The sequence below is a fragment of the Rhizobium sp. 18065 genome, assembly GCF_902706095.1.
In the GTDB taxonomy this organism is placed as follows: Bacteria; Pseudomonadota; Alphaproteobacteria; order Rhizobiales; family Rhizobiaceae; genus Allorhizobium.
The window spans coordinates 280605-297018 of record NZ_CACSJP010000003.1; the positions used below are offsets into that span (position 1 = coordinate 280605).

The 16414-nt window shown below is 60.1% G+C and carries 15 protein-coding genes; 4 read left to right on the forward strand and 11 right to left on the reverse strand.

What is annotated here, in order from left to right; all coding sequences use genetic code 11:
* Positions 1 to 8: 8 nt before the first annotated feature.
* The 7 genes from GVK95_RS09970 to GVK95_RS10000 form a co-directional block, all read right to left on the reverse strand.
* A complete protein-coding gene (locus tag GVK95_RS09970) occupies positions 9 to 770 on the reverse strand; it encodes a FadR/GntR family transcriptional regulator (protein WP_159949038.1) in 762 nt (253 codons plus the stop codon).
* Positions 757 to 1863 carry a four-carbon acid sugar kinase family protein gene (locus tag GVK95_RS09975; RefSeq protein ID WP_159949040.1) on the reverse strand — a complete coding sequence of 369 codons (1107 nt, stop codon included), beginning with the start codon at positions 1861 to 1863 and terminating at the stop codon, positions 757 to 759. Before GVK95_RS09975 ends, GVK95_RS09970 begins: the two co-directional genes overlap by 14 nt.
* Positions 1860 to 2852, reverse strand: a complete 993-nt coding sequence (locus tag GVK95_RS09980) for an ABC transporter ATP-binding protein (RefSeq protein WP_159949042.1) — start codon at positions 2850 to 2852, stop codon at positions 1860 to 1862. The genes GVK95_RS09975 and GVK95_RS09980 overlap by 4 nt, the downstream gene beginning before the upstream one ends.
* Positions 2852 to 3859, reverse strand: a complete 1008-nt coding sequence (locus GVK95_RS09985; RefSeq protein WP_159949044.1) for an ABC transporter ATP-binding protein — start codon at positions 3857 to 3859, stop codon at positions 2852 to 2854. Before GVK95_RS09985 ends, GVK95_RS09980 begins: the two co-directional genes overlap by 1 nt.
* On the reverse strand, positions 3856 to 4818 hold the full coding sequence (locus GVK95_RS09990; RefSeq protein ID WP_159949046.1) for an ABC transporter permease: 963 nt from the start codon (positions 4816 to 4818) through the stop codon (positions 3856 to 3858). Before GVK95_RS09990 ends, GVK95_RS09985 begins: the two co-directional genes overlap by 4 nt.
* Position 4819: 1 nt before the next feature.
* Positions 4820 to 5776: an ABC transporter permease gene (locus GVK95_RS09995; RefSeq protein ID WP_159949048.1), complete on the reverse strand. Its 957-nt coding sequence runs from the start codon at positions 5774 to 5776 to the stop codon at positions 4820 to 4822.
* Between the two features lie 139 nt (positions 5777 to 5915).
* Positions 5916 to 7559 carry an ABC transporter substrate-binding protein gene (locus GVK95_RS10000; RefSeq protein ID WP_159949050.1) on the reverse strand — a complete coding sequence of 548 codons (1644 nt, stop codon included), beginning with the start codon at positions 7557 to 7559 and terminating at the stop codon, positions 5916 to 5918.
* Positions 7560 to 7853: 294 nt separating this feature from the next.
* Between GVK95_RS10000 and GVK95_RS10005 the strand changes: the two genes are divergently transcribed.
* From GVK95_RS10005 to pdxA, 4 genes are all read left to right on the forward strand, one after another.
* A complete protein-coding gene (locus tag GVK95_RS10005) occupies positions 7854 to 8759 on the forward strand; it encodes a dihydrodipicolinate synthase family protein (RefSeq protein ID WP_159949052.1) in 906 nt (301 codons plus the stop codon).
* A gap of 11 nt (positions 8760 to 8770) precedes the next feature.
* A complete protein-coding gene (locus GVK95_RS10010; protein ID WP_159949054.1) occupies positions 8771 to 9979 on the forward strand; it encodes an exo-alpha-sialidase in 1209 nt (402 codons plus the stop codon).
* 105 nt (positions 9980 to 10084) lie between these two features.
* Positions 10085 to 11218, forward strand: coding sequence for an iron-containing alcohol dehydrogenase (locus tag GVK95_RS10015; protein ID WP_159949056.1), 1134 nt, complete (start codon positions 10085 to 10087; stop codon positions 11216 to 11218).
* A gap of 29 nt (positions 11219 to 11247) precedes the next feature.
* Complete coding sequence (gene pdxA / locus GVK95_RS10020; protein ID WP_159949515.1) at positions 11248 to 12231, forward strand: 4-hydroxythreonine-4-phosphate dehydrogenase PdxA; 984 nt, start codon at positions 11248 to 11250, stop codon at positions 12229 to 12231.
* Between the two features lie 55 nt (positions 12232 to 12286).
* On the opposite strand, the gene GVK95_RS10025 is transcribed toward pdxA, so the two are convergent.
* The 4 genes from GVK95_RS10025 to GVK95_RS10040 form a co-directional block, all read right to left on the reverse strand.
* Positions 12287 to 13339 carry an ornithine cyclodeaminase gene (locus GVK95_RS10025; protein WP_159949058.1) on the reverse strand — a complete coding sequence of 351 codons (1053 nt, stop codon included), beginning with the start codon at positions 13337 to 13339 and terminating at the stop codon, positions 12287 to 12289.
* Positions 13340 to 13538: 199 nt separating this feature from the next.
* The gene (locus tag GVK95_RS10030; protein WP_159949060.1) at positions 13539 to 14819 is read right to left on the reverse strand and encodes a TRAP transporter large permease; all 1281 of its coding nucleotides are present in this window, start codon (positions 14817 to 14819) and stop codon (positions 13539 to 13541) included.
* Positions 14819 to 15340 carry a TRAP transporter small permease gene (locus GVK95_RS10035; RefSeq protein ID WP_159949062.1) on the reverse strand — a complete coding sequence of 174 codons (522 nt, stop codon included), beginning with the start codon at positions 15338 to 15340 and terminating at the stop codon, positions 14819 to 14821. Before GVK95_RS10035 ends, GVK95_RS10030 begins: the two co-directional genes overlap by 1 nt.
* Positions 15341 to 15431: 91 nt before the next feature.
* Positions 15432 to 16406: a TRAP transporter substrate-binding protein gene (locus GVK95_RS10040; RefSeq protein WP_159949064.1), complete on the reverse strand. Its 975-nt coding sequence runs from the start codon at positions 16404 to 16406 to the stop codon at positions 15432 to 15434.
* Between the last annotated feature and the right edge of the window lie 8 nt (positions 16407 to 16414).

Here is a 16414-nt window from a genome sequence, read left to right on the forward strand (position 1 = left end):
TCGATCAACTAGATAGAGAGATCGAGCGCGCGGCCTTCGAACAGACGATCACGAGATCCTTCCAGATGTTTCAGCATGGCGCTCTTGGCATCTTCGGCCCGCCCTTCGGCAATGGCACGGTAAATCGTGTTGTGTTCTTCATACACCTTTTCGAGGCCGAGTTTGGGACCGAGCAGGGACAGACCGTGTAAATGCATGCCGACGGCGATATGCGCCTTCAAGGCGTCCAGCGAGGCTGTGTAATAGTGATTGTTCGCAGCCTCGGTCACGGCACGGTGAAAGACGAAGTCCGCGTCGGTGCGATGCAGCTGATGACTTGTCGCTTCGCGCAATTCGGCCAGAGCCGCGGCAATCTTCTGGATCGCGGTTTCATCTCGGCGCTTGGCGGCAAAATAGGCGGCGGCAGGTTCGATGGTCAGACGGAATTCGTAGCAGCGCTGGATGTCGGCGATCGTCTTGACCGGGGAGTAGGACAGCTGGGCGGAAGACGAGCCTTGGGCGCTGACAAATGTACCGGCACCCTGCCGGGCGTAGACAATGCCCTGTTCTCTCAGGCGCGCAAGGGCGTCACGCACGACAGGCCGGGATACGCCCAGCATCGAAGACAATTCATGTTCGCCGGGCAGGCGGGAATCCGCTGGATAATTGCCGGCGCGGATGCGCTCCATCAACTGGTCGAAGACGCGATCGACCAGCTTGACCGGTTTGACACGCTCGGGCTTTGCCGGTGTCACAACTGTATTGAGTACAGCGTCGCTAGCTTCGGCCAATGGAGGTCTCCTTGCTGTCCGTCGATTTCTGATCCGGTTTGGCCGGCAACACTGCAATCAGGCTGTCGACGGTCCCGAACCCTCCCGATTTGACGGCACATCGCAGGCCCTTGCCGTCCTGCAACGTCACCTCGAACCAGGGAATTCCGGGCTCGACTTCTCCCATCGGGAAGAGCACATCTATGCCGAGTGCGGTGAGAACGGCAAGCGCCGTGTCGCCGCCGCCGATCATCAGCATCTCGATGTGGCTGGTGGCCACCACTTTGCGTACGCCTTCGGCAAATCGCTCCGCGACCATCGTGCCATCCTCGCGGATATCGCCGGTGCAACGTAGCAATGCAGGGAGGCGCAGGGGCGCATCAAGATCGTCAAGTTGACCATGTGGCGCATCCGCGAGCACGGCGAGACGATCCTGTCGATCAAGCCGGTTCATCTGCGAAACAGTGATGGGATCACGTGAACCAAAGGCGAAAAGTGTCTGCTCGGTCAGTGTCAGGGTCGATGACTGCGCGGAACCGATTGCGCCAGTGCCGATCCGCTTGGCCAAAGCGAGGCCAAGGCCGCGTGCGCCGACAGCAAGCCCATTTTGCCAGTCTTGCGTATCGGCGATCTTGTCGAGGTCGGCAGCGCTTTCGACATCACAGATCGTGACAGATGTCTGGCCGAACAGGGCGGCGATCGATATCGGCTGATCGACGCCGCGGCCGACGACATGGCCATCGCGGGTCAGGCGCTGCTGGTCGGGAATTGCCGGGCAGATGACAATGCGGCGACGGCCAAGCGCATCGGCAACGGCCAGCGTTTCGGCAGCCACATTGCCCTTCAGCCGGGAATCGATTTTTTTCATCACCAGGTCTGGTGAATGTGCTTTCAGCCGGGCAGCGATATCGCCAACGCGACTGGCGGCTTCGCGTGGTGACAGTGCTCGTGATGCTGTGTTGACCACCAGCACGTCCGGGTTTGTCGCAATCGCCTTGTCCAGGCCTTCGCAGCAAACCGCGACCGCGACCTTCAAACCGTTTTGAACAAATGGAGTGCCGGTATCGAGGGCACCCGTCAGATCATCGGCAAGGATCGCGGCCTTGAGCGTCATGCATGAACCTCCACGGGAACGGCGTGGCAGGCAACCTTGTGACCAGGCCGCGCTTCGCGCCAGGCCGGAACGTCAGTCCGGCAGACATCCATGGCAATCGGGCAGCGGGTATGGAAACGACAGCCGGTCGGCGGATCAAGCGGGCTCGGCACATCGCCCTGCAGGATCTGGCGCTGGCGGGTCCGTTCATGCGCCGGATCGATTTCCGGCACGGCCGACAGAAGAGCGCGGGTATAGGGATGCAAGGGATTGGCGAATATCTCGTCGCGTGGTGCAAGCTCGGCGAGGCGGCCCAGATACATGACCCCGACGCGGGTCGAGATATGGCGGACCACAGCCAGGTCATGCGCGATGAACAGATAGGTCAGGCCGTATTTGTCCTGCAGATCGAGCAGAAGATTGATGATCTGCGCCTGGATCGAAACGTCGAGTGCTGAAATTGCCTCGTCGCAGACAATGAACTTCGGCTGGCAGGCAAGGGCCCTGGCTATGACGACCCTCTGGCGTTGACCGCCGGACAGCTCATGCGGATAGCGCTGGGCAAATCGGGTCGGTAATCCGACATCGGAAAGCAGCGAATCCAGCTTGTCCTTCAGCTGGGCCTTGGTTGCCAGCTTGTGAAACAGCATCGGTTCGCTGATCGCTTCGCCAACGGTCATGCGCGGGTTGAGCGTTGAATAGGGATCCTGGAAAACGATCTGCAGGTCGCGACGGAATGGTCGCATCTGATCTTCGTTCAGCTTGGAGAGATCCTGGCCCTTGTAGAGAATCTTGCCGCTGGTTGCACGGTAGAGATTGAGGATGGTGAAACCGGTCGTTGACTTGCCGCAACCAGATTCGCCGACAAGGCTCAGCGTCTCGCCCTGCATGATGTCGAGATCGATGTCGTCAAGGGCATGCACGGTCGCTTCGCGTTCGCCGAAGGCGCCGAGCCGCACATGGAAGTGCTTGACCAGATTCTCAATCCTGAGCAGTGGTTCGCCGGTCATCATGCGGCCTCCTTCGCAGTTTGCGCTGCGAAACAGGCAACGCGGTGGCCGTCTGTTTCATTGGCATATTCGAGACGTGGAACCCGTTCGCGGCAAATGGCCATGGCCTGCGGACAGCGGGGTGCAAAGGGGCACCCTGCTGGTCGGCGACCGGGTTCGGGAGGCGTTCCGCCAATCGAGCTCAGCCGGCTGGTGGCGGCATGACCGATCTGCGGGATCGAGGCGAGCAGCCCTTGTGTATAGGGATGCAGTGGTTTGCTGTAGAGCGTGTCGACCGGCGCATCCTCGACGACGGTACCGGCATACAGCACGACGACACGATCGGCGAGGCCGGCAATCAGCGCTAGGTCATGGGTGATCCAGACGATCGACATGCCGAGCTTGGTGCGCAGATCCTTGACCAGGTCGACGATTTGCGCCTGAATTGTCACATCGAGCGCGGTGGTAGGTTCGTCGGCAATCAGCAGTTTCGGATTGCAGGCAAGGCCAATCGCGATCATCACCCGCTGGCGCATGCCGCCTGACAATTCGTGCGGATAGGCCAGCAAGCGCTGTTCGGGGCCAGGGATGCCGACGAGGCGCAAGAGTTCGATGGCGCGGGTTTTTGCCTCATGCTTGTTCATGCCGCTGTGATAGCGCAACGGCTCGCAGATCTGATCGCCGATGCGCATGACCGGATTGAGCGAGGTCATCGGGTCCTGGAAAACAAAGCCGATGTCGCCGCCGCGAACCTTGCGCAGCTCCCTGTTCGACATGGTCTGCAGGTCACGGCCGTCGAACATGGCGGTGCCCTGGGTGACCTTGATCTTGTTCGGCAGCAACCGCATCAGGGAGAGCATTGTCAGGCTCTTGCCGCAGCCGGATTCCCCGACCACGCCCAGCGTTTCGCCGCGATTGACATGCAGGTCGATGCCATCGACCACGGTGGCCGGACCGTTGCGGCCATCGATATCGATCGTCAGGCCGCGAACATCGAGAAGTGGGATCATGCTTTTGAGCTCGGTCATTTGTTGCCTCGCGGATTGAGCGCGTCGTTCAGACCGTCACCGAGGAAGCTGAAGGCGACGGATGCCAGGCCGAGAACGGCTGCAGGGGCTGCCAGAAGATGCGGATAGTGCTGCCAGACGCGCAAGCCATCGGAGATCATGTTGCCCCAGCTGGGTGTGGGTGGGTTGACACCGACGCCGAGGAACGAGAACGCGCTTTCCAGCACCATGGCGGTACCGAGGCCGGCGCTGACCGAGACGATCAGCGGTCCGAGCGAGTTCGGCACGATATAGCGGCGGATGATGATCCAGTTGGTCAGGCCCAGCGCCTGGGCGGCGGTCACATAGGGGCGCGAGCGTATCGACAGGACCTGGGCACGGACCAGGCGCGCATAAGGAGGCCAGGAGATAAGTGCCATCGAGCCGAAGACGAGGAGGAAATCGATCCACACCGTTTCGCGGTAGAATGGATTGAGTGTCGCCATGTAGCGGCTTTCCATCCATGTCGCGATGGGTGTCTTGAGCGAAGCATTGATGACGACAACAAGCAGGAGATTGGGCACAGACATGGTCATGTCCGTGAGCCACATGATGATCCGGTCCCAGGCACCGCCGAAGAAACCGGCGATGGCGCCGAGCGTGACCCCGATCAGGACGGCGATGAACGTAACGATGACGGCGACGAGAAAGGCCGTGCGTGTGCCATAGACGACGCGGCTGAAGACGTCGCGCCCCAGATCATCCGTGCCGAACAGATGAGACAGCGACGGCGCCAGGTTCCGGCTCTCAAGGCTCTGGCTGAGATAGTCGTACGGCGTCAGCATCGGACCAAAAAGCGCGGTGAAGGCCAGAAGCATGACCATGGCCAGGCCAAAGACGGCAAGCTTGTTGCGCTTCAGCCGGTACCAGGCGTCTCGCCACAGGCTGACGGCAGGTTCATCATGAGATTTTGCAAGCGGCGGGGCCGATAGGGTCGACATATCAGCGGCTCCTCGTGGTGTCGTGGGCGCGTGGGTCGAGCATCGGATAGAGAACATCGACCAGGAGATTGGAGATCATCACCAGGAAGGAGCCGATCAACGTGATGGCAAGGATCACCGGATAGTCGGAATTGATCAGCGCCTGCACGGTCAGACGGCCAAGGCCGGGAAGGCCGAAGACCAGTTCGACGAAGATCGCCCCGTTGACGATGGTGATCATGATCAGGCCGAGCTGGGTGACGACCGGCGTCAGGACGGGACGCAGGATATGGCGGATGGCGACGATCACTTCCGGAACGCCCTTGGCGCGGGCGGTGCGGACAAAATCCTCCGACAGCACCTCGATCACGGCGGCCCGCGTCTGGCGCACGATCAGCGCGATCGGCTGGAAGGACAGGACCAGCAAGGGCAGCAGGATGCGCACATCGAAGATGCCGCCCCAGCCGTAAGGCACGTCGGCGCCGGGAAAGAGCAAGATCAGGCCGACCATCAGCAGGGGGCCGGCGACATAGGCTGGAATGGCCCAGAGAAACAGCGCCGTGCCGAGAATGATATAGTCGAGACGGGAATTCTGCTTCAGCGCTGCTATCATGCCAAGTGGAATGGCGACGATGGCGGTGAGCGCGATCGAACAGAGTGCAAGCTTTAAGGAGACGGGGGCAGCCGCCGACACCATCGCCCAGACCGAGCGGCCAGACGTCAGCGAATTGCCGAACTTGCCTTGCAGCAGGTTGAGGACATAGCTGGCAAACTGTTCGAGAAACGGCCGGTTGAGGCCAGCACTCTCGCGAATGGCCTCGATCTTGGCCGGATTATAGGCGACATCGCCGGGCGCCCTCAGAAAGATCAGCTTGATCGGATCGCCTGCGCCATAAAAGGCCAGAGCATAGACCGCCAGCATGACAAGCAGCACGGACGGGATCCAGATGGCGAAACGCGTGAGCACGTAGCGAAGCAACGGTGCCTCCCATCTCTTGTTCGGGTCTCATGGCCGCCTGCCAAGGCTGCGGACTGCCCTTTATTCCTCCAGAATGTACCGGGGCCTGATGGCCCCGGTACGCGTCAAATCTGTCGCTGACAGCGGTCCGCCAGAACCGTCAGCCGATGGAGATCTCCCAGGGAGCGACAACCTGCCAGTCGAGGTTCTTGTCGATGCCCTTGACCTCTGCGACGGCCCAGCGCGACATCGTCTGGGCATACCAGGGGATAAAGGCCCAATCCTCGCGGAAGGCTTTCTGGGCTTCCTGCGCAAGGGCGACACGCTGCGGGTCGTCCGCTGCCTTGGAGGCAGCCTCCGTCAGCAGGCTGTCGACCTTGTCATTCTTGTAGCCGCCCATCTTGTTCTGGGCATTCGACGAGGTCGAGGCGATCGAGCCGGCGAGATAGGAGACGGCGTCGGGAACGCGCGTGCCGACGTCATCACGGAAGATCTGCACGGCGTTCTGGTCGGGACCGGCATAGGCATCCTGCTGCGGCTTCATATCCACGGCGGTAATGCCGAGGTTCTGCCGCCATTGCTCGGCGATATACTGGGCGGCAGCCTCGATGGCCGGGCCCGATACGCCGACAAACAGCAGTTTAGGAAGACGCTCGGGGCCGCCATAACTGGATTCCGACAAAAGCTTCTTGGCAGCCTCTGGATCATAGGGGAAAGGCTCGAAGCCGGAACCGTCCGCACCGGGAACCGAGTTCAGCACCTGATCCGTCTTCTTGTGCGGGCCGTCCGGATAGGATGCCTTGATCAGCCCTTCGCGGTCGACGGCCATGATCAGCGCCTGGCGCACCTTCGGATCGTCCATCGGCGCACGCGCCGTGTTGAACCAGAAATGCTGGCTTGTCGGAATGGTCGGACCGGACGAGAAGTCCGCACCCAGATCCTTGATGATCGTCGAGGTGATCAGTTCGGTATGGGCATTGTATTCACCGGAGTTCAAAAGCGATGTCGCCGTGACATTGTCTTCGATCGACGACAACTCGATGCGGGCAAGTTTCGGCTTCGGTCCGAAGAAATTCTCGTTCGGTTCAAAGGCAAGCGTGCCCGCGTCGAGATCGATCTCGACCAGCTTGAATGGTCCGGAATAGACCGTGTCATTGGCCGGCATGTACCAGTCAGCGACTTCCTCGCCGTCTTCGCCACGCACCTGAGATGCCTTGGCGATCGGGACGATGTGATTGGCAAGACGCATGAAGAAGATCGGATCGATGTCCGAAAGCGTGACGACAACGGTGCCTTCGTCCGGGGTGGCCACACCCGACAGTTCCTTGGCAGTGCCGCCGGTCAGATCGGCAAAGCCCGCTACCTTCGACAGGACCTGATCGGCGCGCTGGTTTTTGGTATTGGGCATGGCTGCCACGTTCCAGGATGCCTGCACGTCAGCCGAGGTGATCTTGCTGCCATCGGAAAAGGTTGCCTTCGGATCGAGCTTGAATGTCCAGACCTTGTTGTCCGTCGTTTCCCAGCTGGTGAAGACATACGGATTGATCTTGCCGTCACCGTCGAAATACATCGGCGAGGCCCACCACAGGGAATTCCAGCGGAAGGGCGGTCCACCACCGCGCAGGGGCGACCAGTCCTGGCTGAAGGTCGGATGGGCGATCTTGAGGATCTGCTCTCCCGCTGCCTGGACGATCTTTGCGCTGACGCCCAGAAGCGTGAAGCTCACGCCGGCCGCCAAGCCCAGTTTCAATGCCTCGCGACGCGACAGACCCGCGCCGAGTGTTCCAACGTTACCGTCAGTCATTCCGTCTCCTCCCTTTGATCTCCCATCACCGGCAGCCTCCTCCGAGGGGCAAGGCCGTTCGAGCCATCGCCGGGATGACGGACACTGCGATGTTATTGTAAATATGTCAATCGAGAAGGTCGATTTCTTGTTCGTCTTTCCGGATGATGAGAAAAATATGTCATATAATCAATATGATGGTGGAAAATCAAACTTTATGAACGGAAACTGTTGTTGACAAATTTTGTCAACCGACGCTTTTTAGGGCGCGCCGATTACGGATCGGCGCCAGTTTTTCGCCGGAGGAGGGCGGAGATGAAGGTTCACAAGATTACAGGCGTATTTTGCGCAGCGACCACTCCGATCACCGAGCAGGGTGAGCCGGATCTTGCCCGGTTCACGGGTCACTGCCAGCGCCTGCTTTCCGAAGGTTGCCATGGCGTGGCTTTGCTGGGCACGACGGGCGAGGCTAATTCCTTCTCGATGCGCGAGCGGTTCGCCATTCTGGAAGCTGCGTTGAAGGCGGGTGTACCAGGTGACGCACTTTTGCCGGGTACGGGCGTCGTCGCCTCATCCGATACGATCGAATTGACCAGACATGCACTGTCCAACGGCGTGCGCAAGGTCGTCATGCTGCCGCCCTTTTACTACAAGGGCGTTTCGGATGACGGGTTATTTGCCGCTTATGCCCGGATCATCGAGGGTATTGCCAATCCTGATCTGCAGGTCATCCTCTATCACATCCCACAGGTTTCCGGCGTGCCGCTCAGCCAGGACCTGATCGGCCGGTTGATAGAAGCTTTTCCAGACCAGATCGTCGGTATCAAGGATTCGGCCGGCGATTTCAATAACATGCAGTCGCTTGTTGAAACGTTCCCGGGTTTTTCCGTACTTGCTGGCGCCGATCCGCTGCTGCTGCCCCTGCTCAAGGCAGGGGGTGCCGGCTGTATTACGGCAACATCCAACCTCGTCGCTGGGTCACTTCGCACAATCTATGATAAGGTAGCAGAGGCCGGCGAGACTGGCTCTGTCGAGGCGGCGCAGGCGCGGATCAACGCCTATCGCACGCTCTCCAATTCCTATGTGCAGATCCCGACGATCAAGGCGATGGTCGAGCTGAAAACCGGAGAAGCAGGCTGGCGGCGGACGCGTGCACCCTTGATGCCGCTTTCCGACGTCCACTTTGCCAGTCTCTCCAAGAGTTTCAACGCTTTGCCGTGAGGATGGATACTATGTCCGCATTGACCGCGCCGACAGAACTGGCGCCCGAGGATGTTCCGGCGCGCATGACGGGCATGTTGACGGCGCATCCCCACCGTGAGGGGTGGCAGGAGGCTTTCCTTGCTTCGCCGACGGTGCAAAATCACGCCGCGAACCTGGCATTTCTCGACGATGGTACCCTGACCTGCGTTTGGTTTGGCGGAACCATGGAAGGCATGGGCGATATCTCGATTTACATGTCGCGACTGGCGCCTGGCTCGACCGCTTGGTCCATTCCGGAAAAAATGACCGAAGATTCCAGCAAATCAGAACAAAATCCTATTGTTTTCAATGCTCCAGACGACAATATCTGGCTGATTTATACGTCTCAGGTTTCGGGCAATCAGGATGGAGCAGTTGTAAAGTGTCGGATCTCGTCGGATGGCGGCAAACACTTCGGTGAGCCACGCATTCTGTGCGATCTGCCCGGGACGTTCGTGCGCCAGCCTGTGATCGTGAATGCCGCTGGAGACTGGCTCCTGCCAGTCTTTTTGTGCCGCTCGCTGCCCGGCCAACGCTGGACCGGCGATGCCGATACGGCGGGCGTCTTGGTGTCTGAGGACAATGGGAAGACCTGGAGCCTGACAGACGTGCCAGAGAGCTACGGTGCCGTGCATATGAACATCGTGCCCCGCGGCGATGGGCGGATGACCGCCTTTTTCCGCAATCGGTACGCAGAGCAGATCCTGCACTGCTGGTCCGACGACGATGGCCGCAACTGGAGCCCGCCGCAACCGACCGTGCTGCCGAACAACAATTCCTCGATCCAGGCGATCGATCTGAAGAATGGTTCGATTGCAATTGTCTACAATCATTCAAACGCTGCGAGTTCAGACCAGCGACGGCACTCGCTCTATGACGAGATCGAGGGCGAGGCGGGAGACGAGATGGATGAGGCGGCAGTTGCCGGCACTTATGATGGCCCGCGGGCGGTGTGGGGCGTTCCCCGCGCACCGCTGTCGCTGGCTTTTTCCTATGACGACGGCATGAGCTTCCTCGAGCATGTCGATCTCGATACAGGCGACGGCTACTGCCTCAGCAACAATTCGCAGCTGTCGTTCAATCGCGAGTTCTCCTATCCCTCGATCGTCGAGGGACCGGATGGCACGCTGCATGTGGCCTATACCTATTTCCGCCGCGCGATCAAATATGTCCGCATCCCAGCCGGCAAAGAGATCTGATGCCCGGCGTGCCGCGGTCAGACGTCCTGCTTGGTCGCCTCCCGCGCAATAACAACTTTACAAATTGGAGCCGCTTGTCAGCGGCTATTCTGGGAGGAATGTTCGATGGCAAGCCTTGAAGCGCCGATCACAATCGTTCGTCCGCATCTGATCGAATTCGGCGTGGGAACGGCGGCAAAACTCGGAAAATGGGCGGCAGACAAAGGCTTTGCGCACACATTGGTGATTTCCGATGCGTTTAACGCGGGTCGCGTCGATGCGCTCGAATTGCCGGGGCATGTTACGGTGTTCGGCGAGGTGAAGCCCGAACCGGACACCGACAATCTTGACAGGGTTCTGACCGCCGCAAACGCCGCAAACGCCCAACTGATCGTTGGTTTTGGTGGCGGCAGCGCCATGGATCTGGCCAAGCTGGCCGCGGTTCTGGTCGGCTCGTCGCAGAGCCTCCGCGATGTGGTCGGCCCCAACAAGGTCGACGGGCCACGCCGCGTTGCGCTGGCACAGGTGCCGACCACCGCTGGAACCGGCAGCGAGGCAGGTATTCGCGCGTTGGTGACCGATCCGGCGACAAAGGCAAAGCTCGCCGTCGAAAGTCTGCACATGCTGGCCGACATAGCGGTGATCGATCCTGCTTTCACGTTCAGCGTGCCGGCAAAGGTGACGGCGGCGACTGGTGTCGATGCCATGGCGCATTGTGTCGAGGCCTTCACCAACCGCAAGGCACATCCGGCAATCGATCTGTATGCACAGGAGGGTACAAGGCTTGTCGGGCGTTATCTGGCCCGCGCCGTGCGTGATGGCGCAGATGCCGAAGCCCGCTCCGGTCTGGCGCTGGCGTCGCTTTATGGAGGGTTTTGTCTCGGCCCGGTCAATACGGCCGGCGGCCATGCGCTTGCCTATCCGCTCGGCACACGCTGGCATGTGCCGCATGGCGCGGCCAATGCATTGATTTTCCCGCATGTCCTCGCCTTTAACACACCGACCGTACCGGTGAAGACGCAAGCCGTCATGCAGGCGCTCGGATATGAGGGGAAACATGACGTCGGCGCTGTCTTTGATGCGGCTTACGCCTTCTGTGCCGACCTCGGCATTGAAATGACCCTGTCGGGTCTGGGGGTGGACGCGGATGATCTTGCGATCATGGCAAGCGACGCCTTTGCAATCCGCCGTCTGCTCGACAACAATCCGCGCGACCTCAGCCAGGCCGATATTTTGACAATCTACCAGGCAGCCTACTGAGCCGATTTTTTGAAGAAGGAAGCATGACCATGGCGCGCAATCCGAAAGTGGCAGTCACGCTGGGCGATCCTGCCGGTGTCGGCCCTGAAGTCATCGTCAAGGCCTTGGCGAGCATGAGGTCCGAGGAACGCCGCGATTTCGTGATCGTCGGCAATATCGAAGCGCTCGAGCGTGCCGACAAGGCGACCGGCGCTGGCCTTAGATACGGTCTGGAGGCGGAGGGCAATGTGGATGCGGTAGCCGTGGACGAAGTGGCGCTTGATGCGCCCCTACCGGAGATCGGCAAGGTCAGCCCGATCGCCGGCGAAGCTTCTGTCCGCTACATCACCCGCGCCGTCGAACTTGCCATGAGCGGTCAGGCCGATGTCATCGTCACGGCACCGATCAACAAGGAAGCGATGAACCTTGCCGGCCATCATCACGACGGCCACACGGGTCTGCTTGCCCATCTGACCGGCTCGAAAAGCTCATTCATGCTGCTCGCCTCGGAGCGGCTGAACACCATTCATGTCTCCACACATATCTCGCTGAAGGGCGCAATCGAACGGGCAACGACCGCGCGTGTTCTGGCGACCATCGAGGCTGGACACAGGCATTTCATGCGGCTCGGCAAGAAGGCCCGCATCGCGGTCGCCGGCCTCAACCCGCATTGCGGCGAAAACGGGTTGTTTGGCACCGAAGACGCTGAATTCCTGGCGCCTGCCGTGGAACTCGCCCAGGCACAAGGCATCGATGTCGTCGGGCCGATTTCGGCCGACACCGTCTTTGCCCGCGCCTACAACGGCGCTTTCGATCTGGTGATTGCCCAGTATCACGACCAGGGGCATATCCCGATCAAGCTCGTTGCCTTCGAGACCGCAGTCAATGTTTCGCTTGGACTGCCGATCGACCGCGTGTCGGTCGATCACGGCACGGCCTTCGATATTGCCGGAACCGGCAAGGCCAATCACGTCAACATGCTGTCAGCAATCGCCTACGCACGGCTGATGGCACGCGCACCCCGTCTGACGTAACGTCGGACTTCAGGCTGAGGCGAGATGCAATGTAGCGGCAATCAGAGGTCAGACCTCAGTCCTTCGCTCGCTGCAGCATGCCGAACAGATCACGCGGATCGTCTGGATCGGCGATGATGTCGATATCCTGGTAGAAGCCGGTGCCTTCAAGCTTGGCGCGCACATAGCGCAGGGCGGAAAAGTCCTCGACGGCAAAACCGACGCTGTCGAACAGGGTGATCTGGCCTGGTTCGCGGCGCCCGATGGTCTCTCCGGTCACCACCTTCCACAGTTCCGTCACCGGATAGTCGGGATCCATCTGCTGGATCTCGCCTTCGATGCGCGTCTGCGGCGGGTATTCGACAAAGGTATCGGCGCGCTTGAGGATGTCTCTGTGCAGCTCGGTCTTGCCCGGGCAATCACCACCGATCGCATTGATATGCACGCCGGCGCCGACCATGTTGTCGGTCAGGATCGTCGCGTTCTGCTTGTCGGCGGTGCAGGTGGTGATAATCTCGGCACCCTCGATCGCCGCTTGGGCCGATGTGCATACGGTGACCGTCAGCCCCGAGCCTGCCAGATTGCGTGCAACCTTGTCGCTGGCCCGCTGGTCGATGTCATAGAGCCGGATCTTGTCGATGCCGAGCACAGCCTTCATCGCCAGGGCCTGGAATTCTGCCTGTGCGCCATTGCCTATCATCGCCATGGTCTTTGCACCCTTGGGCGCCAGATGGCGGGCGGCCATGGCGGATGTGGCAGCTGTGCGCAGCGCGGTCAGCAGCGTCATTTCCGTGAGCAGAACCGGATAGCCGGTGGAAACCTCGGCCAGCAGGCCGAAGGCCGTGACAGTCTGCAGTCCCTGGGCCATGTTTTTCGGATGGCCGTTGACATATTTGAACGCATAGATCTCGCCGTCCGAGGTCGGCATGAGCTCGATTACACCCTCGCGCGAATGGGAGGCCACCCGTGGCGTCTTGTCAAAGAGCGGCCAGCGGCGGAAGTCGGATTCGATGACGTCGGTAAGCTCGGTGAGGACCGTTTCAATGCCGATATGATGAACAAGGCGCATCATGTTTTCGACGCTGACGAAAGGAACGAAGGCTTTTTCCGAAGGGCTGGGTGCTGTCATGATCCACCGGTGCTGGAGCTTTATCTCCCGGCAGTCTAGTCCGGCGGGCAGGTTATGCGAAATGGCGATAATCTATCTGTTTGATCGGTGAAACTGACGATTTGCCTAGCGGTGTTGCGCAAAGTGCCAGGTCCTTGGCAGCTGGCGAAAAAAGGCGGGGGCCGAAGCCCCCGCGAGATGCCTGTGGTAGCAGCTTTGCTTACTTGAACAGGCTGGGGAGCCACAGCGACAGAGCCGGGATGTACGTCACGGCCATCAGAACCGCGATGCTGGCACCGAAGAAGGGCCAGATTGTTTTCATCGCCTCTCGAATGGTGATGCCACCGACCGCGCAGCCGACAAACAGAACCGTGCCGACCGGTGGTGTGTTGAGGCCTATGCCTGCATTGAGGATCATCACCACGCCGAAATGCACCGGGTCGATTCCGAAAGCCTTGACGACCGGCAGCAATACGGGTGTTGCAATGATCACCATCGGAGCCATGTCCATGAAGGTTCCGAGCAGCAGCAGGATGATGTTGATCATCAGCAGCACGATGATCGGATTGTCGGACACCGCGCTGATGGCCTGGACCAGCAATGTCTGGACTTGCAGGAAGGACATCAGCCAGCCGAAGGATGCGGCCGTACCGATGACCAGCAGGACCATGGCCGTGGTCCGCACAGCTCCCAGCACGGCTTCGACAAAGCCATCCCAATTCAGTTCGCGATAGACCAGCATGGCCACGAGGAAGGCGTAGAGAACCGCGATGCATGAGCTTTCCGTCGCCGTGAAGATGCCCGAGCGCACGCCGCCGAAGATGATGCCGATCAGCAGAAGGCCCGGCAGGGAGGCGAGAAAGTAGTAGCCGAGCTTCTGGAAGCCGGGGAAGGGTTCCGAGGGATAACCGCGGCGCCGCGCAACGATATAGGCGGTGACCATCAAGGCGGCGGCGAGCAGCATGCCGGGAATGACACCGGCGGTGAACAGGTCAGCGACCGAAACATTGCCGCCGGCGGCAATCGAATAGAGGATCATGTTGTGCGAGGGCGGGATCATCAGCGCGATGATCGCAGCGTTGACGGTGACGTTGACGGCGTAGCTGCGGTCGTAACCGCGGGCTGCCATCTGCGGGATCATCAGGCCGCCAACGGCGGACGCATCGGCGACGGCGGATCCGGAAATGCCGCCGAACAGGGTTGAAGCAACGATGTTGACCTGGCCCAGGCCGCCGCGCAGATGGCCGACAATGCCGGCGGCAAAGCGGATCAGGCGATTGGCGATGCCGCCGCGGACCATCAGGTCGCCGGCAAAGATGAAGAACGGGATTGCCATCATGGCAAAGACGTTCATGCCGGAATTCATCTGCTGGAAGACGACGATCGGCGGTATGCCGATATAAAGTACGGTCGCCAGCGATGCTATGCCCAGGCAGAAAGCGATCGGCATGCCGATCATCATCAGCAGGGTGAAGACGCCGAATAGAACGGTATAGGCCATCACGCAGCCTCCTGCACAACAACGGTGGCGGCGATTGTCTCGCCGATGGAAACATCAATGAAGCGCTCGGCGGCAAAGATGGCGATGATGGCGCCGCCGGCGATCAGCGGGAAGAAGTCGACGCCGCCCGGCAGGCCGAGAACCGGGATGGTTGCCGTCCATGTGCCGGCGGCCAGCAGAAAGCCGTAGTAGCTCATGGCAATGCCGAACAGGACGATCAAGCCGAGGCTGACCAGGTCCATGATCTTCTGGATTGCCGGAGATGCGCCGTGACGGACGAAATCAAGGCCGAGATGCACGCTTTCCCGGACCCCGACGGCAGAGCCCAGCATGATGAACCACGACATCAACATCAGCGACAGCGGTTCGGACCAACTCGGCGTATCGTTCAAAATATAGCGACCAAAGATCTGCCATCCGATGATCAAGGTCATCGCGACTAGGCCGATGCCAGAGACGTACAGGCAGAATTGGCTAAGGCGTGCGAGACCCGGGCGTACAGCCATCATAAAGCGCAACATAGTTCCCTCCACAGCCACCATGGATCGGCGGCCACAATGCAATCTCGAATGAAAACCGGCCGCATCTTGCGATGCGGCCGATTCTTTCCGATTACTTGACGTCCTGTACGCGCTTAACCAGGTCCTTCATCTTCGCATCGGTGATGAACTTGTCATAGACCGGCTGCATCGCCGCGGAGAATTCCGCCTTGTCGACGGTGATGATGTTGGCACCGGACGCACGGATTTTCTCTTCCGAGGCCTTTTCGCGGGCCTGCCACAGTTCACGCATCTTGGCGACGGATTCCTTGGCGGATTCGCGAATGACGGTCTGGTCTTCCGGCGTCAGCTTGTCCCAGGTGATCTTGGAGATGACCAGGATTTCCGGGGTCAGGGAGTGGTCGGTCAATGTGTAGTTCTTCGCTACTTCGAAGTGGCGCGAGGATTCGTAGGACGGCCAGTTGTTTTCGGCGGCATCGACGACACCGGTTTCAAGCGAGGAATAGACTTCGCCGAATGGCATGGGGGTCGGGTTGGCACCGAAGGCTTCCATCATCGCGATCCACAGGTCGGACTGCTGGACGCGCACCTTCATGCCCTTGAGGTCGGCGAGCTTCTCGATCGGCTTCTTGGTCGAATAGAACGAGCGTGCGCCGGAATCGTAGAAGGCAAGGCCGATCAGGCCGTGCGGCTCGAAAGCAGCGAGCACTTCATCGCCGATCGGGCCGTCGACGACCTTGTGCATGTGCTCGGTATCGCGAAACAGGAAGGGCAGGCCGAAGACAACTGTTTCCGGCACCAGATTGTTGAACGGCGCACTGTTGACGCGGTTCATTTCGATCACGCCGAAACGGGTCTGTTCGATCGTGTCCTTCTCGGCGCCAAGCGCCGCATTGTTCATGACCTGGATCTTGATGCGACCGTTGGTTTTCTGGGATACCAGTTCGCCCATATATTTGACCGCGTCTACGGTCGGATAGCCATCAGGATGGATGTCGGCGGAACGCAAGGTGATCTCTTGTGCATTCAGCGCGCCGGCACCCAGTGTCAGCCCCATGGCGAGGCTCAGCATTGCGGCAGTTTTCATGTCTTCCT